Raw genomic sequence first — 19,433 nt, forward strand, 5'->3', positions numbered from 1 at the left:
ATTACCCACAAGTAAGAAGATTAGTTGATTCATTAAGGGTCATGTTTTGGATGTCATTCTTGTGAGCATCAGAAACAGTATTATGAGAGTAGTTACCTTTACTTGTATTATCTGTTAATTTAGTTATAATTAATATTGCTAAAAGAATAAAAATTACTGTGTATAGGGCAATAACATAAGGTTTTCTTTTATATTTGTATTTGTTGTTAAAAAAAGAATGACCATAATTATTTTTATTGACTTTAGATTTATTGGTATTTATATTCTTTTTCTTGTTATTTTTCTTTTTATCATCCTTTTTTTTATTTTTAGGGTAAGGAATGACTTTGTGTGTATTATCAAGTTTGATATTTTTATTTTTTTGAATATTGCTTTCTAGGCTAGCTTTTTTTTCTCCAAATTGAATAGTTTTGTTGGTATTGTTGTTATCTTTCAATGTTAATCTCCCTCCCTTAAACTTTCCCTTTAGATAATATTACTACTAACCCATAGAATATACAATAAATAATATATAAGTAATAAAATTTTATAAGTATAAGTCTCTTTCTCCACGTTCTAAGGCAGTCATATTATTAGATACTATGTTTCTTATATCTTCTCTTTCTATCTTAGCTATTTCTTCTGTGATAAGTTTTTTGCCCATAGCTTTAAGTTCCTCATCACCATAATCAATTAGAAATTCATTTAATGTAGTAAGAGCATTTGGTGTACAGACATTGTGGATTTGGCGACTTTTAGCTAAACTCATAAATCTATCTCCAGTTCTACCTTTGCGATAACAAGCTGTACAATAACTAGGGATATATCCATCAGTTATTAGTTCTTTAAGCACCTCTACAGGGCTTCTATGGTCTCCAACTTCAAATTGTTCTGTATTGTCACCATCTTCATATGCTTTATATCCTCCAACACCTGTCAGAGAACCTGCACTGACTTGTGATACACCATACTTTAGCAATTCATTTCTCATATCAGCAGTTTCTCTAGTGGACATTATAATTCCAGTAAAAGGAACGGCTAATCTAGTTATAGCTACTATTTTTTTGAACATATCATCAGAAACTAAGTGAGGAAAATCTTCTAAACTCATTCCTTCAGCTTTTTTTAATCTAGGGAAAGATATAGTGTGGAATCCTACTCCGAAATTTTCCTCTAAGTGTTCATTATGCATCATAAGTCCTAGAACTTCAAATTTTGGGTCAGATAAGCCAAATAAGACTCCAGCACCAACATCATCAACACCAGCTTCCATAGCTCTATCAAAAGCTGTTAAATGGTAATAGTAGTCATTTTTTATAGATTGACCATGCATCTTTATAAATGTTGGTTTATGATAAGTTTCTTGGAATAATATATAAGTTCCTATTCCTTTTTCCTTTAGTAACTTGTATTCATCTACACTTGTAGCAGCTATGTTAACGTTTACCCTTCTTATATTTCCATTTTCGTTATATGTTGAGTAAATTGCATCTAAGCAATCTAAAATATAATTTATATCACAGTTTTTAGGGTCTTCACCAGCTTCTAGAGCAAGTCTTTTATGACCCATTTTTTCTAGTATTTTAACCTCTTCTTTTACTTCATCCATAGTAAGTTTTTTTCTTTTAAATTTGTTGCATGTACTGAAACCACAGTAAACACATTCATTTACACAGTAGTTTGATACATAGAGAGGGGCAAATAAAACCACTCTATTACCATATATTTCGTTTTTTATTTGCCCAGCTATACTAAATAATCTATCTAGTTGTTTTTTATCTTCCACTTCAAGAAGAGTAGCTATATCTTTATAAGTAAGTTTTTCCCTTCTATCAGCCTTATCAAGTACCTTTTCAATATCATCATAAGTTGAATTTTTTGCATCCTCTAATAAAGAATTAATTAGTTCATGTTTTATGAACATTTACAAACGCCTCCATTCAATATTATCACCACGAGAATAGTCGACTTTAAGTCCTAATGACTTGATGTTTTCTTCTAAACTTTGGTGATACTCACAAGCTTCTTGACCAGTAAAGGCTTTGTTATCGTAAAGAGAATATTGTTTTCTAAATTCTTGAGGAGAAAGGTTTGGCATAATTACATTACAGCCAGCTAAAAGACCTGCATTTCTTCCACTAGGGTTTATAGATGCAAGGGCCGTTGTAGCAGGTAATAAAACTTTTGGAAGTAGAAGTCTTGTAATTGAAAGCATAAGTAGTGTCTTTTCTAAATCTCCATGTTTATAATCTTTAAATATTGTATCATGATGTGGAATAAAAGGTCCTATTCCAACCATATGAGGATTTAATTCTTTTAGATACAATAAATCACGAACAAGGTCCTCATTGGTTTGAAATGGTGACTCAACCATAAATCCAGCACCTACTTGATAACCAATTTCTTTAAGGTTTTTTAGGCATTCCTTTCTAGTTTTAAGTTCAATGTTTGGTGGATGTAATTTTTTATAATGACTGTCTGTAGCAGTTTCATGTCTTAAAAGATACCTGTCTGCACCACTTAAAAAGTATTTTTTATATGAGTCATAACTCTTTTCTCCCAGTGATAGTGTTATGGCACAATCCTCATATTTATTTTTTATAGTTGAAACAATTTCACATATTTTATCATCATTAAAATATGTATCTTCACCACCCTGCAAAACAAAAGTCCTGTATCCTATTTTATATCCTATATCACAACATTCAAGTATTTCATCAAGTGAAAGTCTGTATCTTATGATATTTTTATTAGAAGATTGTATTCCACAGTAGTAGCAATTATTTTTACAATAGTTTGTAAGTTCTATAAGTCCTCTCAAATAGATTCTGTTTCCATAATGCTTATTTCTCATGTCGCTAGCTTGCTTATAAAGATAGTTTCTTAAATTTTGTTCAAAGTTATATTCTTCATTGTCAATATTTTCTATTAAATATAGTAGTTCATCAAAGCTTAATGAATTTATGCTGTAAAGTTTATCTATAAAGTATTTAATCTTATTTTTAGTCATATCTAAATATGTAATTATTAAATATGGTTAAATTTTTAATAATTGAAAAGTTCAAGTGATCTTTCTAAAATACCTTTTACATATGCTATTAAAATACCATAGTTTACTATAGGTACATTGAAAGATTTTGCCTTTTCTATTCTAGATAACATTCCAGCTCTATTCATCATACAAGCTCCACAATGAACTACAAGTGCATATTTATTTATATCTTCAGTGAAGGATACTCCAGAACTAAATTCAAAAGTAATATTTTTGCCAGTTTTCTTTCTAATCATGTTAGGAATCTTTACTGTTCCAATATCATCAGTCTGTCTGTGATGAGTACATCCCTCAGCCATCAAGACTTTATCACCATCTTTTAAATTTTCTAAAGCATAAGCGCCATTAATTAATTCTTTAAGGTCTCCCTTTTGTCTAGCAAATAATATAGAAAAAGATGTAAGAGGAATATCTTTTGGAGTATCTTTATCTACTTGTGGAAATACTTGAGAGTCAGTAATAACAAGTTTTGGTTTTTTACCTAGACTAGATAGAGTTTCTTTTAAACTATCTTCCTTTGTAACTATAGAAATTGCTCCAGTATCTAAAATATCCCTTATAACTTGCTGTTGAGGAAGTATAAGTCTTCCCTTTGGGGCGGCTTTATCTATTGGAACTACCAAAACAACTAAATCACTTGGTTCAATTAAATCTGATACCAATTTAAATTCAGTGCTGTCTTTAGGTAAGACTCTTATTATTTCATTCTTTAAATCTTCAATTCCAATTTTATCTGTTGATGAGACAGAAACAACTGGACATTTAACTTTATTTTTAGTTAAGTCTAAAATTTCAGAGTGATTCTTAATTGTATCAATCTTGTTAAGAACTAAAATATGAGGTATATTCTTATCATTAAACTTTTCAATTAGCGTTAAATCTTCTTTTGATATACCAATTTGGCAATCAACTACTAGTAAAGCTATATCTGTTTTTTCCAAAACATCTAATGATTTACTTATTCTAAGTTCACCAAGTTCACCAACATCATCAAGACCGGCAGTATCTATAAGAACACAAGGTCCTATAGGAAGGATTTCCATTGGTCTAAATACTGGGTCTGTAGTAGTTCCAGCAATATCTGATACTATCGCAGCACTTTGATTCGTTATAGCATTTATTATGCTAGATTTACCTGCATTTCTTTTACCAAAGAGACCTATATGTACTCTTATTGATTGTGGAGTAGAATTTAGACTCATTTGTACTCACCACCTTAAATTTCTTTTTTTGATATACTAGTTTTTACAGATACATGAGGTATGTTTCCCAATTTACCAGTCAAACTATTAATAGTATCCATTTCGCCAACAACTGCTATACATACAATCGATACTCCTTCTTCTTCACAAGGAATTCCCATTCTGCCTTTAATAATACCTTTAAAACCTGATACAACCTCATTAAATTTAAGCTGACATTCTTTTGGCTCTTCTAAAATAGCACTTATGACCGCAACCTTTTTCATAAATATCCTCCTAACTCAGAAAATATGTCTTAAACAAATCCAAAATCAAAAAACTTTTCTTTTAAAGAAAAGTTTCTACAAAAGAAAAGTTATTAATTACACAAGTATAATGTGCCATATTAAACTATTTCCTTACAGATTAGATAACTCTTTTCTGGTAGGGTTAGCTTGTAAAAATTTAATTTAACAACAATTAACTAAAGAAAATTGAAGCTACTTATATAATAGTAGTAAATTGAAATTAAGTCTATAGGAAAACCAATTTTTGTATAAAAATTAAAATTAAAATTGGTTATTTGTTAAGAAATGACTTTAGTAAAATGTGTATTTAACTATTTTTTAAGCATATAGTTTATAAGTAGTTTTAGAGTGTTTTCGATAGCTTCTATATGTGTTCTTTCATAGTGATGACTATTGTTTGTTCCAGGACCAACACATGCTATTTGAACATCTTCTCCCCAACGAATGGCCTCTGAAGCGTCTGAACCATAGAAAGTAAATACATCGACAGCATAATCTAAATTATTGTCTTCTGCAACATCGACAAGTTTGTTTCTTAAATTAAAATCATATAATGATAAATTATCTTTTGCAACTATAGTTACACCATGTTCACTAGATGTTTGACTTGGACCAGTTGGTGCTATATCTATTGCTACAAATTCTTTTGTTTTTTCAGGTAAAGCTTTAGAAACACCATGTCCAATTTCTTCATAATTACTTATATAAAAGTTAGTAGTATGTTTAGGAGTTAAATTATTTTCCTTAAAATATCTACATATTTCAAGAACCATTGCTACAGCAGCTTTATTATCTATATATCTAGATTTTATAAAACCAGATTCTGTAGCTTCAAAGCGATGGTCTAGACACACAAAATCTCCAACACTTATTCCTAAATCTAATACATCTTGTTTTGTAAATACTTTTTCATCAAGTCTGATAATCATTGTTTCTTCATTTCTCTCAGTAGCAGCCTTTGTCTGACCATATATATGTGTAGAAGCATATTTAAATACAATACTTCCTCTGATTTTTTTACCCTTTCTAGTTATAACAGTACAGTTTTCTCCTTCTATAGCTGCCCAACAACCACCACCAACTTTATGGTATTTAAGAGTACCATCAGATGATATTTCTTTTACCATAGCTCCAAGTGTATCCATATGTGCAGATATTGTTATTTGATTTGAATCATCTTCACCAGGAAGAGTAGCTATAAGTGCACCTTTTTTTGTAAGAATAGTATTAAGACCTAATGCTTCAAAGTCTTTTTTACTTTCTAAAACTGCATTTTCAGTATATCCAGCTGGACTTGGGATATCTAAATATTTTTTCATTAAATTTATAGTATTAGTTAAATTTAAATTCATATTGTTTCCTCCTAAAAAATATATATTCATACAAATTATAACATAAATACGAATGTTCCGAAAACTAAAAATAAAAGAAAAAATTCTAAATATACTTAAAAAAAAAGTATATAAAATAAATTTAATTTATATTGTATAGATTTAAAGTAAAAATAGTTTTATCACATAATTAATAAAAATAAATACAAAACAAAATGAATGAATAAATAAAATATTTAGTTTAATTATCTTTACAAATAAAAATTTTAGTAATAAAATAATTGTTGGAAAAGATTTTAAATTCAGATTATTCATTTTTTAAAGTAATTAATCTGCAAACCTTTATTAATATATGTAAATAGTTAAGTATATATGTATTTAATTAGCATAATATAGATAAAAATATTTATTTTAATTGTTTATTTTCTGAAGAAAAGGTCTTTATTAGTAATCATAAAAAATAAAATTAATTAAGAAAAGAGAGGATGTGTATATTGTGATTGAGAATGGATTTGTATATTGTAGTTTCTTAGTTGTATTTGTAGGTGTAATTTTTTTTATGGTAGATAAATTGAAATGGAAAATATTTGATGTAATTAATCCAATGCTTTTAATATACTTAGGAGCAGCTATACTAGCATCATTTGGTTTATTTGCACAAAATGATGATGTTGGAATATATCAAAATATAATAACAGTAAATTTTTTACCATTAATGTTAGTTTTCTTGTTAATTCAGTGTGATTTAAGAAAAATATTAAAAATGGGTCCTAAAATGTTATTATCATTTTTCTGTGCTACATTTACATTTATGCTTGGATTTGTTATAGCATTTATAATTTTTAAAGGTTCAATGGGTGCAGACTCATGGAAAATTCTTGGAGCAGCATCTGGTTCATGGATAGGTGGTTCATCAAATATGATTGCTGCAGCAAATGCTTTAGGAGTTGCAGAAGAAGGTCTTAGCTATGCAATACTTATGGGTTCTATAGGATATACAGTATGGATGTCTGTTTGTTTAATGTCTGTAAAATTTGGACCTAAATTTAATAAATGGACAAAATGTGATACAAGTTTTATAGATGAAGTTACATCAAAACTTGAGAAAGAAAATAAAGATAATACAGCACCCACATTTGTAGAACTTATGACTTTACTTTCTGTTGGGTTTGGAGTAGCAGCTTTTGCACAAATTGTATCTAAGATACTTCCAACTTCGGGAATACTTAATGAAACTATGTGGGTAGTACTCGTTGCATCTACAGTATCAATACTATTAGGTATGACTAAAATATCAAAACTTAAGGGAAGTACATTAGTAGGGAATGTGTTTATGTATTTACTTCTTGCAGCTACAGGAAGTAAAGCAAATTTCTTTGGATTGTCAGAAGCACCTGTTTACATAATGTTTGGGTTAGTAGTAGTACTTGTACATGCTATTTCATTTATAGGACTTGCAAAATTGTTTAAACTAGATTTATTTACTTGTGAGGTAGGAAGTATAGCTAATATAGGGGGAGTAACCACAGCACCTATGATTGCTGGAGTTCATAACCCAGTATTAATACCAGTAGGAGTGCTTATGGGACTTTTAGGAAATGTCATAGGTACATATTGTGCTCTTATGGTAACTCAAATATTACATATGTTAGCTTAATAAAAAACAATATTAAACTAATACTTTTATATAAGAAAAGTCATCTCAATTTAAGTGTAAGCTTTTATTGAGATGATTTTTTGTTTGACAATATAATTTATATAAAAAAGATATTTTGACATATTTAGTGCATAACATTGTAAAACTTACTAGAATCGAGATATATTTAATTTTTGTATTGAATCGAACGTCTGTATGATGTATAATAAATATATAGAACGAATGTTTGCAGAACGGATGTTTTTTGAATTTATTTTAATAATTTATGAATATATACCATAATACATAAATATATTTAAATATAAAGATTAAAAAGAATTTAAAGGAGTGTTGATAACTTATGATAATTCCATCAAGAAGAATACAAGATATAACATTAACAAATTTAAAAAATGGTGAAGTAACTTTAATTGAATTGGATGAAATATATAAGAAGATGGGATTTTTATTTGTTGTTAGTGAAGGCAAATTGAAAAAGATAAAAAAGGAGAATCATCATTAGAAATGAATGAAATAATAAATATTATAATAGTTTATAAAACCTAACTTATATAGTATATAAATACTTAAGTTAGGTTTTTTTGTGATAAAGTTTATAAGTAATTAAATAAGTAATTGATTTTATAAGCTAAGTAATGTTATTAAGTGAAAAATAAATAAGTTTAAACTTTAATAAGTATTATATTACATAAGAGGTGATATTATTATGAAAATAGTAACCTACAATATTCATAAAGGTATGGATTCAAATAATAGATTAACTCTAACTAAAATGGGAACATATTTAAAACAGTTGGAGTGTGATGTAATTTGTTTGCAAGAAGTATTATATCCTCAATTTTTAGCTTTAAAAACTGTTTTAAATATGGATGGTGTATTTGCTACAAACGTAAAAAAAGTAAGTATGATATATGGTATTTGCACGTTTACAAAATTTAAAATATTAAACAGCAATCATTTTTTCCTAACTAGCAAAAAAGAACAACGAGGAGCACTTTGTATGACTATAGATGAATATGGAAGAATAGTAAATATAATAAATACTCACTTGGGTCTTGATAGACAAGAAAGAGCAAAACAATTAGATGAAATAATAGACTATAGAAACAGATTAGTGGGGATAGTTGTTTTGTGTGGTGACTTTAATGAGGAAAATGTCTTTTTAAGCATGTTTAATGATATTGCCATTTCACTAGCTAAGTCTCATCTATCTACATTTGAAAAATCAAAATCTAGGATAGATTACATTTTTGTTAATAAAAATGTTGAGTTAAATGGATATGAAGTAGAAAAAATTTACTTGTCAGACCATTATCCAGTGATAGGTTATATTTAAATTTTAATATAATTTAAACTAATTATTATAAAATCCTTGATTTTTTTATTAAGAAATAATAAAAAAATATAATAAAAAAATATCAAAAATAAAACTAATTATAAGACATAAATTTACAATAAAGTTACATTTGATTAAATTCCTTGTTTAAAAAAAGCTATTCAAATATAATCTAAAGTAGTTTTGAAATGGAAACTCTATTAGGCAAAATTAAGTTAGTGTTAAAATGAGGTGAAGTTATGGGCAGAAGTGCAACAAGGGTTTCAAGATTAGGAAAAGAAAGAAAGAGAAATCTTATAATAGTATTAGCAATTTTAGTTGTAGCTATAGGAGGATTTACTTATTTTTTTAATAACAAATTTCTGTATAATGGGAAAATCGCTAAAAATGTGTATATAGAAGGAATAAATGTATCTGATATGACTAAAGAAGAAGCATTAAAAGCTATAACAGGTAAGTATATTCCAGAAGATTTAAATCTTAGTTATGATGGGAAAAAATATACAATATCTCCAAAAGATATTGACTTAAGATATAATACAGAAGAAGTTGTAAAAAATGCATATGAGACTACAAAAAAAGGCTCTTACTTTCAAAACTTAAAAAAATATATTGATATAAGAATAAATAAGCTAGCTCTAAAAATAGAATCCAGTTATGATGAGGCAAAGCTTAGTTCAAAAGTATCATCTATAGCAGATAGTATCAATGTCAAAATGAAAAATGCTTCTATTAGTGTTGGAAGTGGAGGATTGAATTATACAGATTCTGTTGTAGGAAGAGAGTTTGATTTAGCAGCAAACAAAGAATCTATATATAATATGATAAAGAATAAAGAGCATAAGTCTTTAGAACTTAAAGTAAATCTTCAAAAACCAGACATAACAACTGAGCAAGTAAAAACTGTGAATTCTGTTATAGGTCAATATTCAACCACTTATTCTCAGGCTGTAGAAGGAAGGTCATATAATGTAGGTCTATCAGCAAGAAAAACTAGTGATGTATTATTAATGCCAGGTGAAGAGTTTTCATATAATAAGCTTACAGGACCTAGCAATAAGGCTAATGGTTATAAGGATGCACCAGTTATAGTTTATGGGAAATTAGAACAATCAGCAGGTGGAGGTGTTTGCCAGACATCTTCAACAATTTATAACGCTGCTCTTATCTCAGGAATGGAGATAACTCAAGTCACAAATCATTCGTCTGCATCAACGTATGTGCCAAAAGGAAGAGATGCTACTGTAAGTGATGGAGGATTAAACTTAAAGTTTAAAAATTCATATGACCATCCTGTATATATTAAAAACTATGCAGGTGGAGGAAGTGTATCATCAGTAATATATGGTAACTCTAGTGACAAACCTAATATATCAATAGAAGTAAAACAGACTGGTCAAAATAAGTATTCTACATATAGAATATTTAAAGATTCAAATGGAAATGTAATAAAAAAAGAACATATATCAAATAGTTCCTATAAAGAACTAAAAAAATAAATCATTTTTTAAAGTGATATTTATACAAAAAAACAAGGAAGCCTCTGACTTTCTTGTTTTTTTTGTATAAAAGTAACATTATTGACTCTTGTTTTGATATTAGAGTCATTAATATATAGAAAATATTCCTATATATTGGTATAATTGTAAATAGATTTAGTTATATAAAATGTATGAGGAGGTGACATGGTTGAATTTTATAGGCAATAGATATGAGGTAGTAAATTCTGATGACGTTTTAGAAATTAACAAAATCTATAAAGCTAGAGATGTTTTTTACAGAAAAAATGTGCTAATAAAAGTTATAAAGCACAATAATTATATCTGTGGGGATTTTGTTTCAAATTTAATTGATGAAAGTACTGCTTTAGATGAAATAAACTCTCCTTATATACTAAAAATAATAGATGTTGGAATTCATTGTACAGAAGAAACAACACTGTATTATGTTGTAAGTGAAGACTTTAATGGTATCGGATTAGATGAATTAATTCTAGGGAATTATCTTCATTTAGAAGCAATTGTAAATATAATGATACAAGTTTTAAAAGCTTTAGAAATGATACATAGAAATCATTCATATCATGGTAGTTTAAAATCAAGTAGTATAATAGTAGATACAGAATATAATATCAAGGTTTGTGATTTTGGAATTACAAAAGCAAATAATGGGGTTAATACAAGAAGTTATGGAAATAGAAGGTATTTATGCCCACATCAACTATGTATAAATTATACCGATAAAGAAAGTGATTTTTTTGCGACAGGGCTTATTTTATTTGAGTCAATATTTAAAAAATTACCTTTTGGAGAATCGAATTCAGAAGAAAAAATATTACAGTCTATTGATAAAGGATTAGATTGGAATAGTATAAAAGCAATTAATGGGAATACAGAACTTATAAACGTTATAAAGAGGCTTCTTGGTAGAAATAACAAGTATACCAGAGCCAATGATATTATTGTTGATTTAAGTAAAGTAATGTATGAAAAAGCTTATATAGAAGTTGAAGATGAGAAAAAAGAAGAGAAACAAGAAAAAGTCGTACAGATAAAAAAAGAAGAAAAAATTAAAGTGAGAAAAAAATTACATAAAAAACTTGTTGTTGCTGGTCTAGCAATAGTTATGATTTCAATGATTATTATCAGCTCTATAATATAAAAACTATATATTACATATTTAAAAGCAATATCTATGAACAATATACATATAGATAGAAAATTTAGTTTAGTCATAAATTATGAGAGGAAGTGGTTATTATGTTAGAAAAAAATAATGAGGTATCAAACATCTAAGAATATTTTAACAAATAGCCACCTGCTTTTGTAATTTAGAATAAAAAGCTGTGGCTAAAAGTCACAGCTTTTTGCTACTTTTTAAAGGCAGGAACATATTAAAAAGGAGCAAAGTATGAGTGAAATAAAAATAATAGCAAGCAATAAGTGTTGGATTGAAGATATAGCAAAGAAACAGCTTGAAGATATTTCAAACTTAAATGGAGTTTTAAAAATAGTAGGATTACCTGATTTACATGCAGGTAAAATACCTGTTGGTCTAGCTGTTGAAACTAGTGACTTTATTTATCCACATATAATTGGAAATGATATAGGATGTGGAATGACCTTATTTAAAATTGGGATTTCAAAAAAGAAATTTAAAAAAGAAAGATGGATTAAATCTCTTGATAAGATTAAAGACTTATCAGATATAGAAATAGCAGATATATATGAAGAAGAATGTCCAATTTTAAATTTGGGAACTATTGGAAGTGGAAATCATTTTGTAGAGTTTCAGTGTGTAAATGAAGTTTATAATAAAGAAGAATTTGAACAATTAAGATTATCAACTGATGATATAATGATGTTGGTCCACTGTGGCTCAAGAAATTATGGAGAAACTATTTTGAATAAATTTTATAATAAAAATGGTATTGAGGTTGAAAGTGATAAAGCAAGAGCGTATATGGAAAGTCATGATAAGGCTTTAATTTGGGCAGAACGTAATCGTGAAGCTGTCAGTAAAAAAATTATGCAATCAATAGGTACATCTGGAAATATTGAAAAGATATTATCTATAAATCATAATTTTATAGAGAAAAGACAAGATAAATTTATACATAGGAAAGGCGCTGTTTCAAGTGAAAGTGGAGCTGTAATTATACCAGGTTCGAGAGGGAGTTTATCATATATAGTTATGCCTACTGAAAATACAGAGATATCTTTATATTCTCTGTCACATGGAGCTGGTAGAAAATGGTCTCGTTCAATTTGTAAATCTCGTCTTAAAAACAAGTATAATAAAGACAACATAAAACAAACTAAATTTAAAAGCCATATTATATGTAATGATATAAATTTATTATTTCAAGAGGCTCCAGAAGCTTATAAAAATATAGAACAAATTATTGAAAGTTTGATAGAGTATAAGCTTATTCAAGTAGTGGCAACTATGAAGCCACTGATTACTTATAAAGGTTAATTTTCAAAGTTAAGAAAGATTAAAATTATATTAGATTATAAATAGCTGATTTTGTTAGAGCATGTAAAATTGTTTTACTATTATTAGCTATTTTTTTGTTCTCATAAAAGAATATAAAATGCAAATGAAGAGATTATGTTAATACAATAAATAGAAAGTTTAAAAAGTGTGTTGAAAAATAAGGATATAATGAGTATAAGTATTTATGGATTCTTGATGAAGTACAATTTTTATTATGCAAAAATATCAATGAAATTATTTTTATTGACATGAAGATGGAATCTATGAAATAATATTAGGAGCACCAAGATAAATGATTAAGTAAAAATAGAAAAGGAGCAGTTTTTTATGAAGAAAAATACTAATAGTAATGAGTCCGGGGTTAAGCTTCTTAATAAATAAGGAGTTTGATGCAGAATAACTCCTTATTTATTAAGTCGTTCACAAGATAACTATTATCAGAGTAAATGGTATGGGGATTTAAAAGCCTATGACTTATAAATAAAGGAGAAAAAATAATGAATAGTAATACATTTGAAAGATTACAACTAAACGAAGTGAAAGAGTTAATAAAAGCATATTGTGTAAGCTCACTTGGAAAAAATCTGATAGATAAATTAACTCCTAGTGGTAATATTGGAGTAGTAAGAAGAAAGTTAGCAGAAAATAAAGAAGCTAGAAAGATAATTGAAAATAGCAATCATATACCACTTGAAGGATTGTTTAATGCAGGTTCTACAATAGACAAAATTGAAAAAGGAATGATAATAGAACCAATTGAACTTGTAAATATTGAAGATTTTTTAAGAGGATGTAGGAAGATTAAAGCTTTTATGCTAGAAAAAGAATTTTATTCACCTACATTAAGTTCCTATGCTTTAAATATAACAGAATGTAAAAATATAGAAGATGAAATAAATTACTGTATAAAATCGAATAAAGTCGATTCTAATGCTAGTAAAGAATTAAAAAAAGTAAGAAGAAATATAGAAATTACAGAAGGAAAGATAAAAGATAGACTAAATAAATTTATAACATCAACTATAAATAAAAAATATATACAAGAGTTTATAATAAGTAAAAGAAATGATAGATATGTAATACCAATTAAAGCTTCCTACAAAAATGAAGTTGATGGTACTATATTAGACACCTCATCAAAGGGAAATACTGTATTTATTGAACCTATAAGTGTTTCAAATCTAAGTACAGAATTGACTATGTTAAAAGCTGATGAGACCATTGAAGAATATAAAATCTTATCTTATTTAACAGAACTTATATTTGATAAGATAAATCAGATAAAATTAAATATAGAAATACTTTCTGAATATGATATGGTATTTGCAAAAGCTAAGTATAGTCAAAAAATAAAAGGTATTACTCCGAAAATAAATAATAATGGCTATATAAAAATAATTAAAGGTAAACATCCTCTTCTAACAGGAGATGTTGTACCTTTAGATTTTGAAATAGGAAAAGACTACAGAAGTCTTGTAATAACAGGACCTAATGCAGGAGGGAAAACTGTAACTCTTAAGACCGTTGGATTATTAACTTTAATGGTTCAATGTGGATTTGATATTTCTGCAAAAGAAGGCAGTGAATTTAGTGTATTTGAAAAAGTTTTTGTGGATATAGGAGATAATCAAAGTATTGAAAATGCATTAAGTACTTTTTCATCACACATAAAAAATATCGCAGAGATTATGAGTTCATCAAATAATTCTACTCTTGTTCTATTTGATGAGATAGGAAGTGGAACTGAACCTAATGAAGGTTCAGGATTAGCAATATCATTATTAGAAGAGTTTTACAGAATGGGATGTATAACAATAGCATCAACTCATTATGGAGAGATAAAGAAATTTGCTAATTTACATCCAGAGTTCGAAAATGCTGGTATGATGTTTGATAAAGAAACTTTAGAACCAATGTATAAGTTGACTATAGGAAAATCTGAGGATAGTAATGCTCTTTTTATTTCAAAAAAAATGGGAATAAAAAATAGAGTACTAGAGAGAGCTAAAGAATATATAATTGATAGAAACTATAATTTAGACTTAGTTAAAAGAAGTAAATTACAATCGAATGTTGAAGAAAATAAAAACTCTGAAATTATTTCAAACTATACAGATTATAATGTAGGAGATAAGGTAAAATTATTAGATGAAAATGATTTTGGGGTTGTATATAAACCAACAGACAAGTTTAATAATGTAGAAGTATTATTTAAAGATGATTTTATTTCAGTAAACATAAAAAGATTGGAACTTAGTATAAAAGCGTCAGAATTATATCCAGAAGGATATGATTTGGATACCTTGTTTACTAGTTTTGAAGATAGAAAATTAGAAAAAGACATTCAGAGAGGTTCAAAGAAAGCTCTTAAAAAGATTCAGAAAGAAATTAGAGAAAATAGAAAACAAATATAAAAACACAAAAGAAGCTATCTAAAGATAAAATTTTATTTTTAGATAGCTTCTTTATTAACATATCTTCATAAATCCAATGACCAACAGTATTAAACCACTTAACCAAGATAAGTTTAGATTTATTTTTTTAACAAATACATTTCCTAGTAAGCAACCAAGTAGAACTGCAATTATATTTGAGAGTAAAGAAAATAGAATAACTTGTATATAATTTACTCCTACAAGACCACTACCAAATCCAATTGCTAATCCATCTAGACTTAGAGCAATAGCAAGTGTAAATGCTTCAGCGGACTTAAGTATTTTAGATTTACTTGTATCTAAAGTATCAGGTTCAATGCTTACATTAAAATTTAGTTTAAGGTCTAACATATTAAGATTATAATCTTTTGAATGTATGGATTTTTTCTTAAAATAAGATTTAAAAAAGCTTTCAATTAGTCGAGCACTTCCTAATAAAAATAAGATAAAGAAACATATTAACATTGTTATATTTTGAGGTAAAAAATCTCTAACGATTGTACCTGCAAAAAGTGATATTGCTAAAATAGCTGAACAGACTACACTAATAATTATATTTGAATATAAAGGAACTTTAACTTTATTTACGCCATATCCAAAGCTTGTTACAAAGGCATCTATACAAAGAGAAGTCACTAATAAAATTGATTCAATCACAGCAGATTAACATCCTTTCTCTTAAATTTTGTACTTATATTAGTTATAGTATTGTAAAAATGGATAAATTGTTACAGATAAACCAATAAATTGTTGATAAAATTTCAACATCATACAACACCTAAGTAACAGAACAATCATATTAATAATATAAAACCAATCATAATAAAGCAGGTGAAAAGGATGGAACAAAATAGTGCGGTTGGGAATTTCGGTGACTTATTTAAGATTTTGCTAGAAGAAAAAGATATATCAATGGGAGAATTGAGCAAAAAAAGTGGAATTGACAAAGCTACTATATCTCGTATAGCTAATAATAAGCAAAAACCCAATATAAATCACTTGGAAAAGATAGCAATACATTTAAATATTAATTTAGAAGAGTTATTAAAAGCTTCAGGACATGAATTTAAAAGCAATAATAATCAAATATTTAATACAGAGAGTGATTTTAGTAATTTTGATGATATTCTTGGATTTGCAAATTTAATCAATGATAAGAATTTTAATGGAAACATTGAAAAAGAATTGAGTAAGTGCAAATTATATGTACAGACAGATGAAGGGAAAAAACTACTTTTTGATAATTTTAGTAAAAAAGTAGATTCTATTGAAAAGCAAGGTCAATTTACAGATAGACTAAGAAAAATGTATGCTGACTTTTGTACAGGAGGACTTACAATAAAGAAATATTTATTGATTGGAAGTATGTTACTTTATTTTGTAATATCAACAGATGTTATTCCAGATTTTGTATTTCCAATAGGATTTATGGATGACTTAGTAGCACTAAATATAGTTACAAAATTACTCAAGGATGATAAGTAATTTTAAAGTTGTATTTATTACTTAAAGAAATAAAAGTATAGATAAAATTTATTCTCTTATTTGTAAGTAAGATATTAAAAATTTTAAAATGAACAAGTTAATATATATTTTATAAGTATTTAAGTATATAAAATAAAATAATATCCAAACTAATACAAAATAGTAATAATTGTTTTGTACTGGAGGATATTTATGAACTGTAAATGGATATCTAAAATAGATGGACAAAAAAAATGCCCTAGAGAAGCGGATTCTTCTGGATATTGTATCTTTCATAAAGAACATAAGTCTGATAAAGATATACAACTAATGATGGATACTATTTATAAAGAAGAAATTAGTGAATTTGATGGATTTATATTTGAAAATGAATTTAATGCAGAAGAAATATTAACTTATGATTACAAAAGATTGAATTTTTCTGAAGTAATATTTAAAGAGAAAGTAAATTTTAAAAAATACATTTTTAAAAAGAATATTATTTTTAACTATACAGAATTTAGAAAAAGTGTGTTTTTTAATGGTGGTGTATTTCTAGAAAACTGTGATTTTAATAAAACAAGATTCAGTAAAGCCTATATAAATGACCGTATATTTGAAAAAGTAAAATTTAAAGGACCTGACTTAGTAGTTAATAGAGCAGAAAATTTTCCACGAATGGATGGGATTATTTTTAGTATGTGTACAAAGTTTGTACTAAAAAATGTAGAGTATGATAAAAGTGAGTATAAGCATGGAAAGATAAATTATAGAATAGCTAGAAATCAAGCAACAAAAATTGGAGAATACGAAATGATAGGGTTTTATTATTATAAGGAAAGAATTTATAGTAGTAAAATAATGAAACGCTCTGATTATCCTACTTTCAGTGACTATTTAGTTGAGAAATTTTTTGACCAAGTAGCACGTTATACTACAGGTTATGGAGAAAAGCCATGGAATATATTGTTAGTAATTATAGTGATAATAAGTGTTTTTGCCTTATTATACTTGTTTGTAGGCATACAAAGTTCAAATAGTACACTTGTAGCTTTAAATATAAATAATATAGGTGATTATTCATTAAGTGAGATTTTTAGAATGTATATAGACTTATGGTATTTTAGTATGGCTACATTTAGTACAGTAGGCTATGGAGATATGGTTGCTACAAGTTTAATTGGAAAGGCTTTAGCAGGAATAGAAGTATTTTTTGGAGTTACAATAGGAGCAATTTGGGCATCTGTGATTATTAAAAGGATGATAAGATAATATCTGTGTAAATATGGATAGGTATTAATTACTAGATATAAATTGGACTAAATAGGGAAAATTTAAATATAAATATACTTAATAATCCAAGAAGGTGAAAAAATTGAAAAATGCAATAAGAAAAATTATAGCATTAGCCATGATACTAGTTTTTATAATACCAACTTATTCATTTGCAGATGAAAAATCTGTAGACAAATACTCAAAAACATCTATACTTATAGACCAAGAGACAGGTAGAGTTTTATATAGTAAAGAACCTGATATGAAGGTACCATTAGCTAGTTTAAGTAAGATGATGACTTTTTTACTTGCAATAGAAGCTATTGAAAATAAAGAAGTAAAAGAAACTGATGTAGTAAAAATAGACAAGTCTATTGCATCTGTAAAAGGTTCAAGTTATAAACTTAAAAATGGTGAAGAAGTACCACTTATAGAGCTTATGAGAGGTCTTATGATTGTATCAGGAAATGATGCGGCAATTGCTATAGCAAAACATATTTGTAAAACTAAGGAAGCGTTTGTGGATAGAATGAATAAAAAAGCAAAAGAAATAGGAATGACAAATACACATTTTCTAAATCCAAATGGTCTTCCAATATACGATTTAAATAATCCAAAACAACCAGCAAAAGAAAATAAATCTACTGCGAGGGATATAGCTATTCTTGGTAAATACATGTTTGACCATTATGAAAAACAAGTAACAGCTATAACTGATATGGAGACATATACAAATTCAGATAGAAGTTTTGAAAAAAGCAATACAAATGCATTATTAAGAATTATACCAGAAGTAGATGGTATAAAAACTGGATATACTGGTAATGCCGGATATTGTTTATCATTTTCTATGATTGTAAACAAAAATGAAAAAAATGAGAAAAAACGTAGAGTAATAGGTGTAGTATTGGGTACTAATCATAAAAATAAAAGAACATCTGCTTCTTTAGCACTACTTAAATATGGAAAAGAAAATTTTAATATGAAAAAATTAATTGATAAAGATAGTTTTATTGGTAAGAAATATATTAAAGGCATGAAAGAATTAGAAGTTACTTTAAAAGCTAAGGATGAACTTTACACAGTATTAAAAGATGATGAAAGTATAAAATCAGAAGTAAAGATTAAAGATATAGAATATCCTGTTAAAAAAGGTGATACTATGGGTACTATAAAATACTATACTAATTCAGGTGACTTACTTGGAAGTGTAGATATAGTAAGTAGTAATAATGTAGACAATATATCATTAAAAACAAAATTAAAAATGAAATTTGCAAATTAAATTCAAAAAAATGGTATAAAATACACAAAAAAATATAAAAATAGAAAATATGGAAAAAATATTGTTATTTTTTCACCTCTATGATATACTACTAGAGGTGAAAAAATAAAATAAATCACACACAGCATTGG

The 19,433-nt window shown here is 27.1% G+C and carries 17 protein-coding genes; 10 read left to right on the forward strand and 7 right to left on the reverse strand.

Annotation, left to right across the window (positions count from 1 at the left end; translation table 11 throughout):
* Nucleotide 1: 1 nt before the first annotated feature.
* The 6 genes from KGF38_RS02820 to KGF38_RS02845 form a co-directional block, all read right to left on the reverse strand.
* On the reverse strand, nt 2-436 hold the full coding sequence (locus tag KGF38_RS02820; protein WP_054270614.1) for a hypothetical protein: 435 nt from the start codon (nt 434-436) through the stop codon (nt 2-4).
* A gap of 90 nt (nt 437-526) precedes the next feature.
* Entirely contained in the window at nt 527-1,903 is a 1,377-nt protein-coding gene (hydG, locus tag KGF38_RS02825) for a [FeFe] hydrogenase H-cluster radical SAM maturase HydG (protein ID WP_054270613.1), read from the reverse strand.
* Nucleotides 1,904-2,989, reverse strand: a complete 1,086-nt coding sequence (hydE, locus tag KGF38_RS02830) for a [FeFe] hydrogenase H-cluster radical SAM maturase HydE (protein ID WP_054270612.1) — start codon at nt 2,987-2,989, stop codon at nt 1,904-1,906. It abuts the gene before it with no gap.
* 35 nt (nt 2,990-3,024) lie between these two features.
* Nucleotides 3,025-4,233 (reverse strand): [FeFe] hydrogenase H-cluster maturation GTPase HydF, encoded by a 1,209-nt coding sequence (gene hydF, locus KGF38_RS02835; protein ID WP_054270611.1) that lies wholly within the window; start codon nt 4,231-4,233, stop codon nt 3,025-3,027.
* A 14-nt stretch (nt 4,234-4,247) separates the two neighbouring features.
* Complete coding sequence (locus KGF38_RS02840; RefSeq protein ID WP_003430584.1) at nt 4,248-4,499, reverse strand: TM1266 family iron-only hydrogenase system putative regulator; 252 nt, start codon at nt 4,497-4,499, stop codon at nt 4,248-4,250.
* Between the two features lie 332 nt (nt 4,500-4,831).
* Nucleotides 4,832-5,872 carry a M42 family metallopeptidase gene (locus KGF38_RS02845; protein ID WP_054270610.1) on the reverse strand — a complete coding sequence of 347 codons (1,041 nt, stop codon included), beginning with the start codon at nt 5,870-5,872 and terminating at the stop codon, nt 4,832-4,834.
* Nucleotides 5,873-6,347: 475 nt separating this feature from the next.
* On the opposite strand from KGF38_RS02845, the gene KGF38_RS02850 reads away from it, so the two are divergent.
* The 7 genes from KGF38_RS02850 to KGF38_RS02880 all read left to right on the forward strand — a co-directional run bounded on the left by KGF38_RS02850 (nt 6,348) and on the right by KGF38_RS02880 (nt 15,257).
* Nucleotides 6,348-7,508, forward strand: coding sequence for a DUF819 domain-containing protein (locus KGF38_RS02850; protein ID WP_054270609.1), 1,161 nt, complete (start codon nt 6,348-6,350; stop codon nt 7,506-7,508).
* A gap of 340 nt (nt 7,509-7,848) precedes the next feature.
* The gene (locus KGF38_RS02855; RefSeq protein WP_003424559.1) at nt 7,849-8,010 is read left to right on the forward strand and encodes a hypothetical protein; all 162 of its coding nucleotides are present in this window, start codon (nt 7,849-7,851) and stop codon (nt 8,008-8,010) included.
* A 204-nt stretch (nt 8,011-8,214) separates the two neighbouring features.
* Nucleotides 8,215-8,844, forward strand: a complete 630-nt coding sequence (locus KGF38_RS02860) for an endonuclease/exonuclease/phosphatase family protein (protein ID WP_074179640.1) — start codon at nt 8,215-8,217, stop codon at nt 8,842-8,844.
* 239 nt (nt 8,845-9,083) lie between these two features.
* Nucleotides 9,084-10,343: a VanW family protein gene (locus KGF38_RS02865; protein WP_054270607.1), complete on the forward strand. Its 1,260-nt coding sequence runs from the start codon at nt 9,084-9,086 to the stop codon at nt 10,341-10,343.
* 181 nt (nt 10,344-10,524) lie between these two features.
* Complete coding sequence (locus KGF38_RS02870; protein WP_223152915.1) at nt 10,525-11,505, forward strand: protein kinase domain-containing protein; 981 nt, start codon at nt 10,525-10,527, stop codon at nt 11,503-11,505.
* Nucleotides 11,506-11,754: 249 nt separating this feature from the next.
* The gene (locus tag KGF38_RS02875) at nt 11,755-12,822 is read left to right on the forward strand and encodes an RNA ligase RtcB family protein (protein WP_074179641.1); all 1,068 of its coding nucleotides are present in this window, start codon (nt 11,755-11,757) and stop codon (nt 12,820-12,822) included.
* A 518-nt stretch (nt 12,823-13,340) separates the two neighbouring features.
* The gene (locus KGF38_RS02880) at nt 13,341-15,257 is read left to right on the forward strand and encodes an endonuclease MutS2 (protein WP_074179642.1); all 1,917 of its coding nucleotides are present in this window, start codon (nt 13,341-13,343) and stop codon (nt 15,255-15,257) included.
* Between the two features lie 54 nt (nt 15,258-15,311).
* Here the strand turns inward: KGF38_RS02880 and ytaF are convergent, their stop codons facing one another.
* A complete protein-coding gene (gene ytaF, locus KGF38_RS02885; RefSeq protein WP_074179643.1) occupies nt 15,312-15,935 on the reverse strand; it encodes a sporulation membrane protein YtaF in 624 nt (207 codons plus the stop codon).
* Between the two features lie 183 nt (nt 15,936-16,118).
* On the opposite strand from ytaF, the gene KGF38_RS02890 reads away from it, so the two are divergent.
* The 3 genes from KGF38_RS02890 to KGF38_RS02900 all read left to right on the forward strand — a co-directional run bounded on the left by KGF38_RS02890 (nt 16,119) and on the right by KGF38_RS02900 (nt 19,302).
* The gene (locus KGF38_RS02890) at nt 16,119-16,763 is read left to right on the forward strand and encodes a helix-turn-helix domain-containing protein (RefSeq protein ID WP_054270602.1); all 645 of its coding nucleotides are present in this window, start codon (nt 16,119-16,121) and stop codon (nt 16,761-16,763) included.
* A 192-nt stretch (nt 16,764-16,955) separates the two neighbouring features.
* Nucleotides 16,956-18,014: a potassium channel family protein gene (locus KGF38_RS02895; protein ID WP_054270601.1), complete on the forward strand. Its 1,059-nt coding sequence runs from the start codon at nt 16,956-16,958 to the stop codon at nt 18,012-18,014.
* A 103-nt stretch (nt 18,015-18,117) separates the two neighbouring features.
* Nucleotides 18,118-19,302 (forward strand): D-alanyl-D-alanine carboxypeptidase family protein, encoded by a 1,185-nt coding sequence (locus tag KGF38_RS02900; RefSeq protein ID WP_176702528.1) that lies wholly within the window; start codon nt 18,118-18,120, stop codon nt 19,300-19,302.
* The last annotated feature ends 131 nt before the right edge of the window (nt 19,303-19,433 follow it).

It is taken from the genome of Clostridioides sp. ZZV14-6387, from assembly GCF_020657835.1.
Classification (GTDB): Bacteria; Bacillota; Clostridia; order Peptostreptococcales; family Peptostreptococcaceae; genus Clostridioides; species Clostridioides difficile_A.

Excerpts from the sequence above, each read along its gene's own strand:
- hydE (WP_054270612.1), bottom strand. The coding sequence starts at position 2,989 with ATGACTAAAAATAAGATTAAATACTTTATAGATAAACTTTACAGCATA.
- KGF38_RS02865 (WP_054270607.1), top strand. The coding sequence starts at position 9,084 with ATGGGCAGAAGTGCAACAAGGGTTTCAAGATTAGGAAAAGAAAGAAAG.
- hydG (WP_054270613.1), bottom strand. The coding sequence starts at position 1,903 with ATGTTCATAAAACATGAACTAATTAATTCTTTATTAGAGGATGCAAAA.
- KGF38_RS02890 (WP_054270602.1), top strand. The coding sequence starts at position 16,119 with ATGGAACAAAATAGTGCGGTTGGGAATTTCGGTGACTTATTTAAGATT.
- KGF38_RS02840 (WP_003430584.1), bottom strand. The coding sequence starts at position 4,499 with ATGAAAAAGGTTGCGGTCATAAGTGCTATTTTAGAAGAGCCAAAAGAA.
- hydF (WP_054270611.1), bottom strand. The coding sequence starts at position 4,233 with ATGAGTCTAAATTCTACTCCACAATCAATAAGAGTACATATAGGTCTC.
- KGF38_RS02875 (WP_074179641.1), top strand. The coding sequence starts at position 11,755 with ATGAGTGAAATAAAAATAATAGCAAGCAATAAGTGTTGGATTGAAGAT.
- KGF38_RS02860 (WP_074179640.1), top strand. The coding sequence starts at position 8,215 with ATGAAAATAGTAACCTACAATATTCATAAAGGTATGGATTCAAATAAT.
- KGF38_RS02895 (WP_054270601.1), top strand. The coding sequence starts at position 16,956 with ATGAACTGTAAATGGATATCTAAAATAGATGGACAAAAAAAATGCCCT.
- KGF38_RS02855 (WP_003424559.1), top strand. The coding sequence starts at position 7,849 with ATGATAATTCCATCAAGAAGAATACAAGATATAACATTAACAAATTTA.
- KGF38_RS02845 (WP_054270610.1), bottom strand. The coding sequence starts at position 5,872 with ATGAATTTAAATTTAACTAATACTATAAATTTAATGAAAAAATATTTA.
- KGF38_RS02880 (WP_074179642.1), top strand. The coding sequence starts at position 13,341 with ATGAATAGTAATACATTTGAAAGATTACAACTAAACGAAGTGAAAGAG.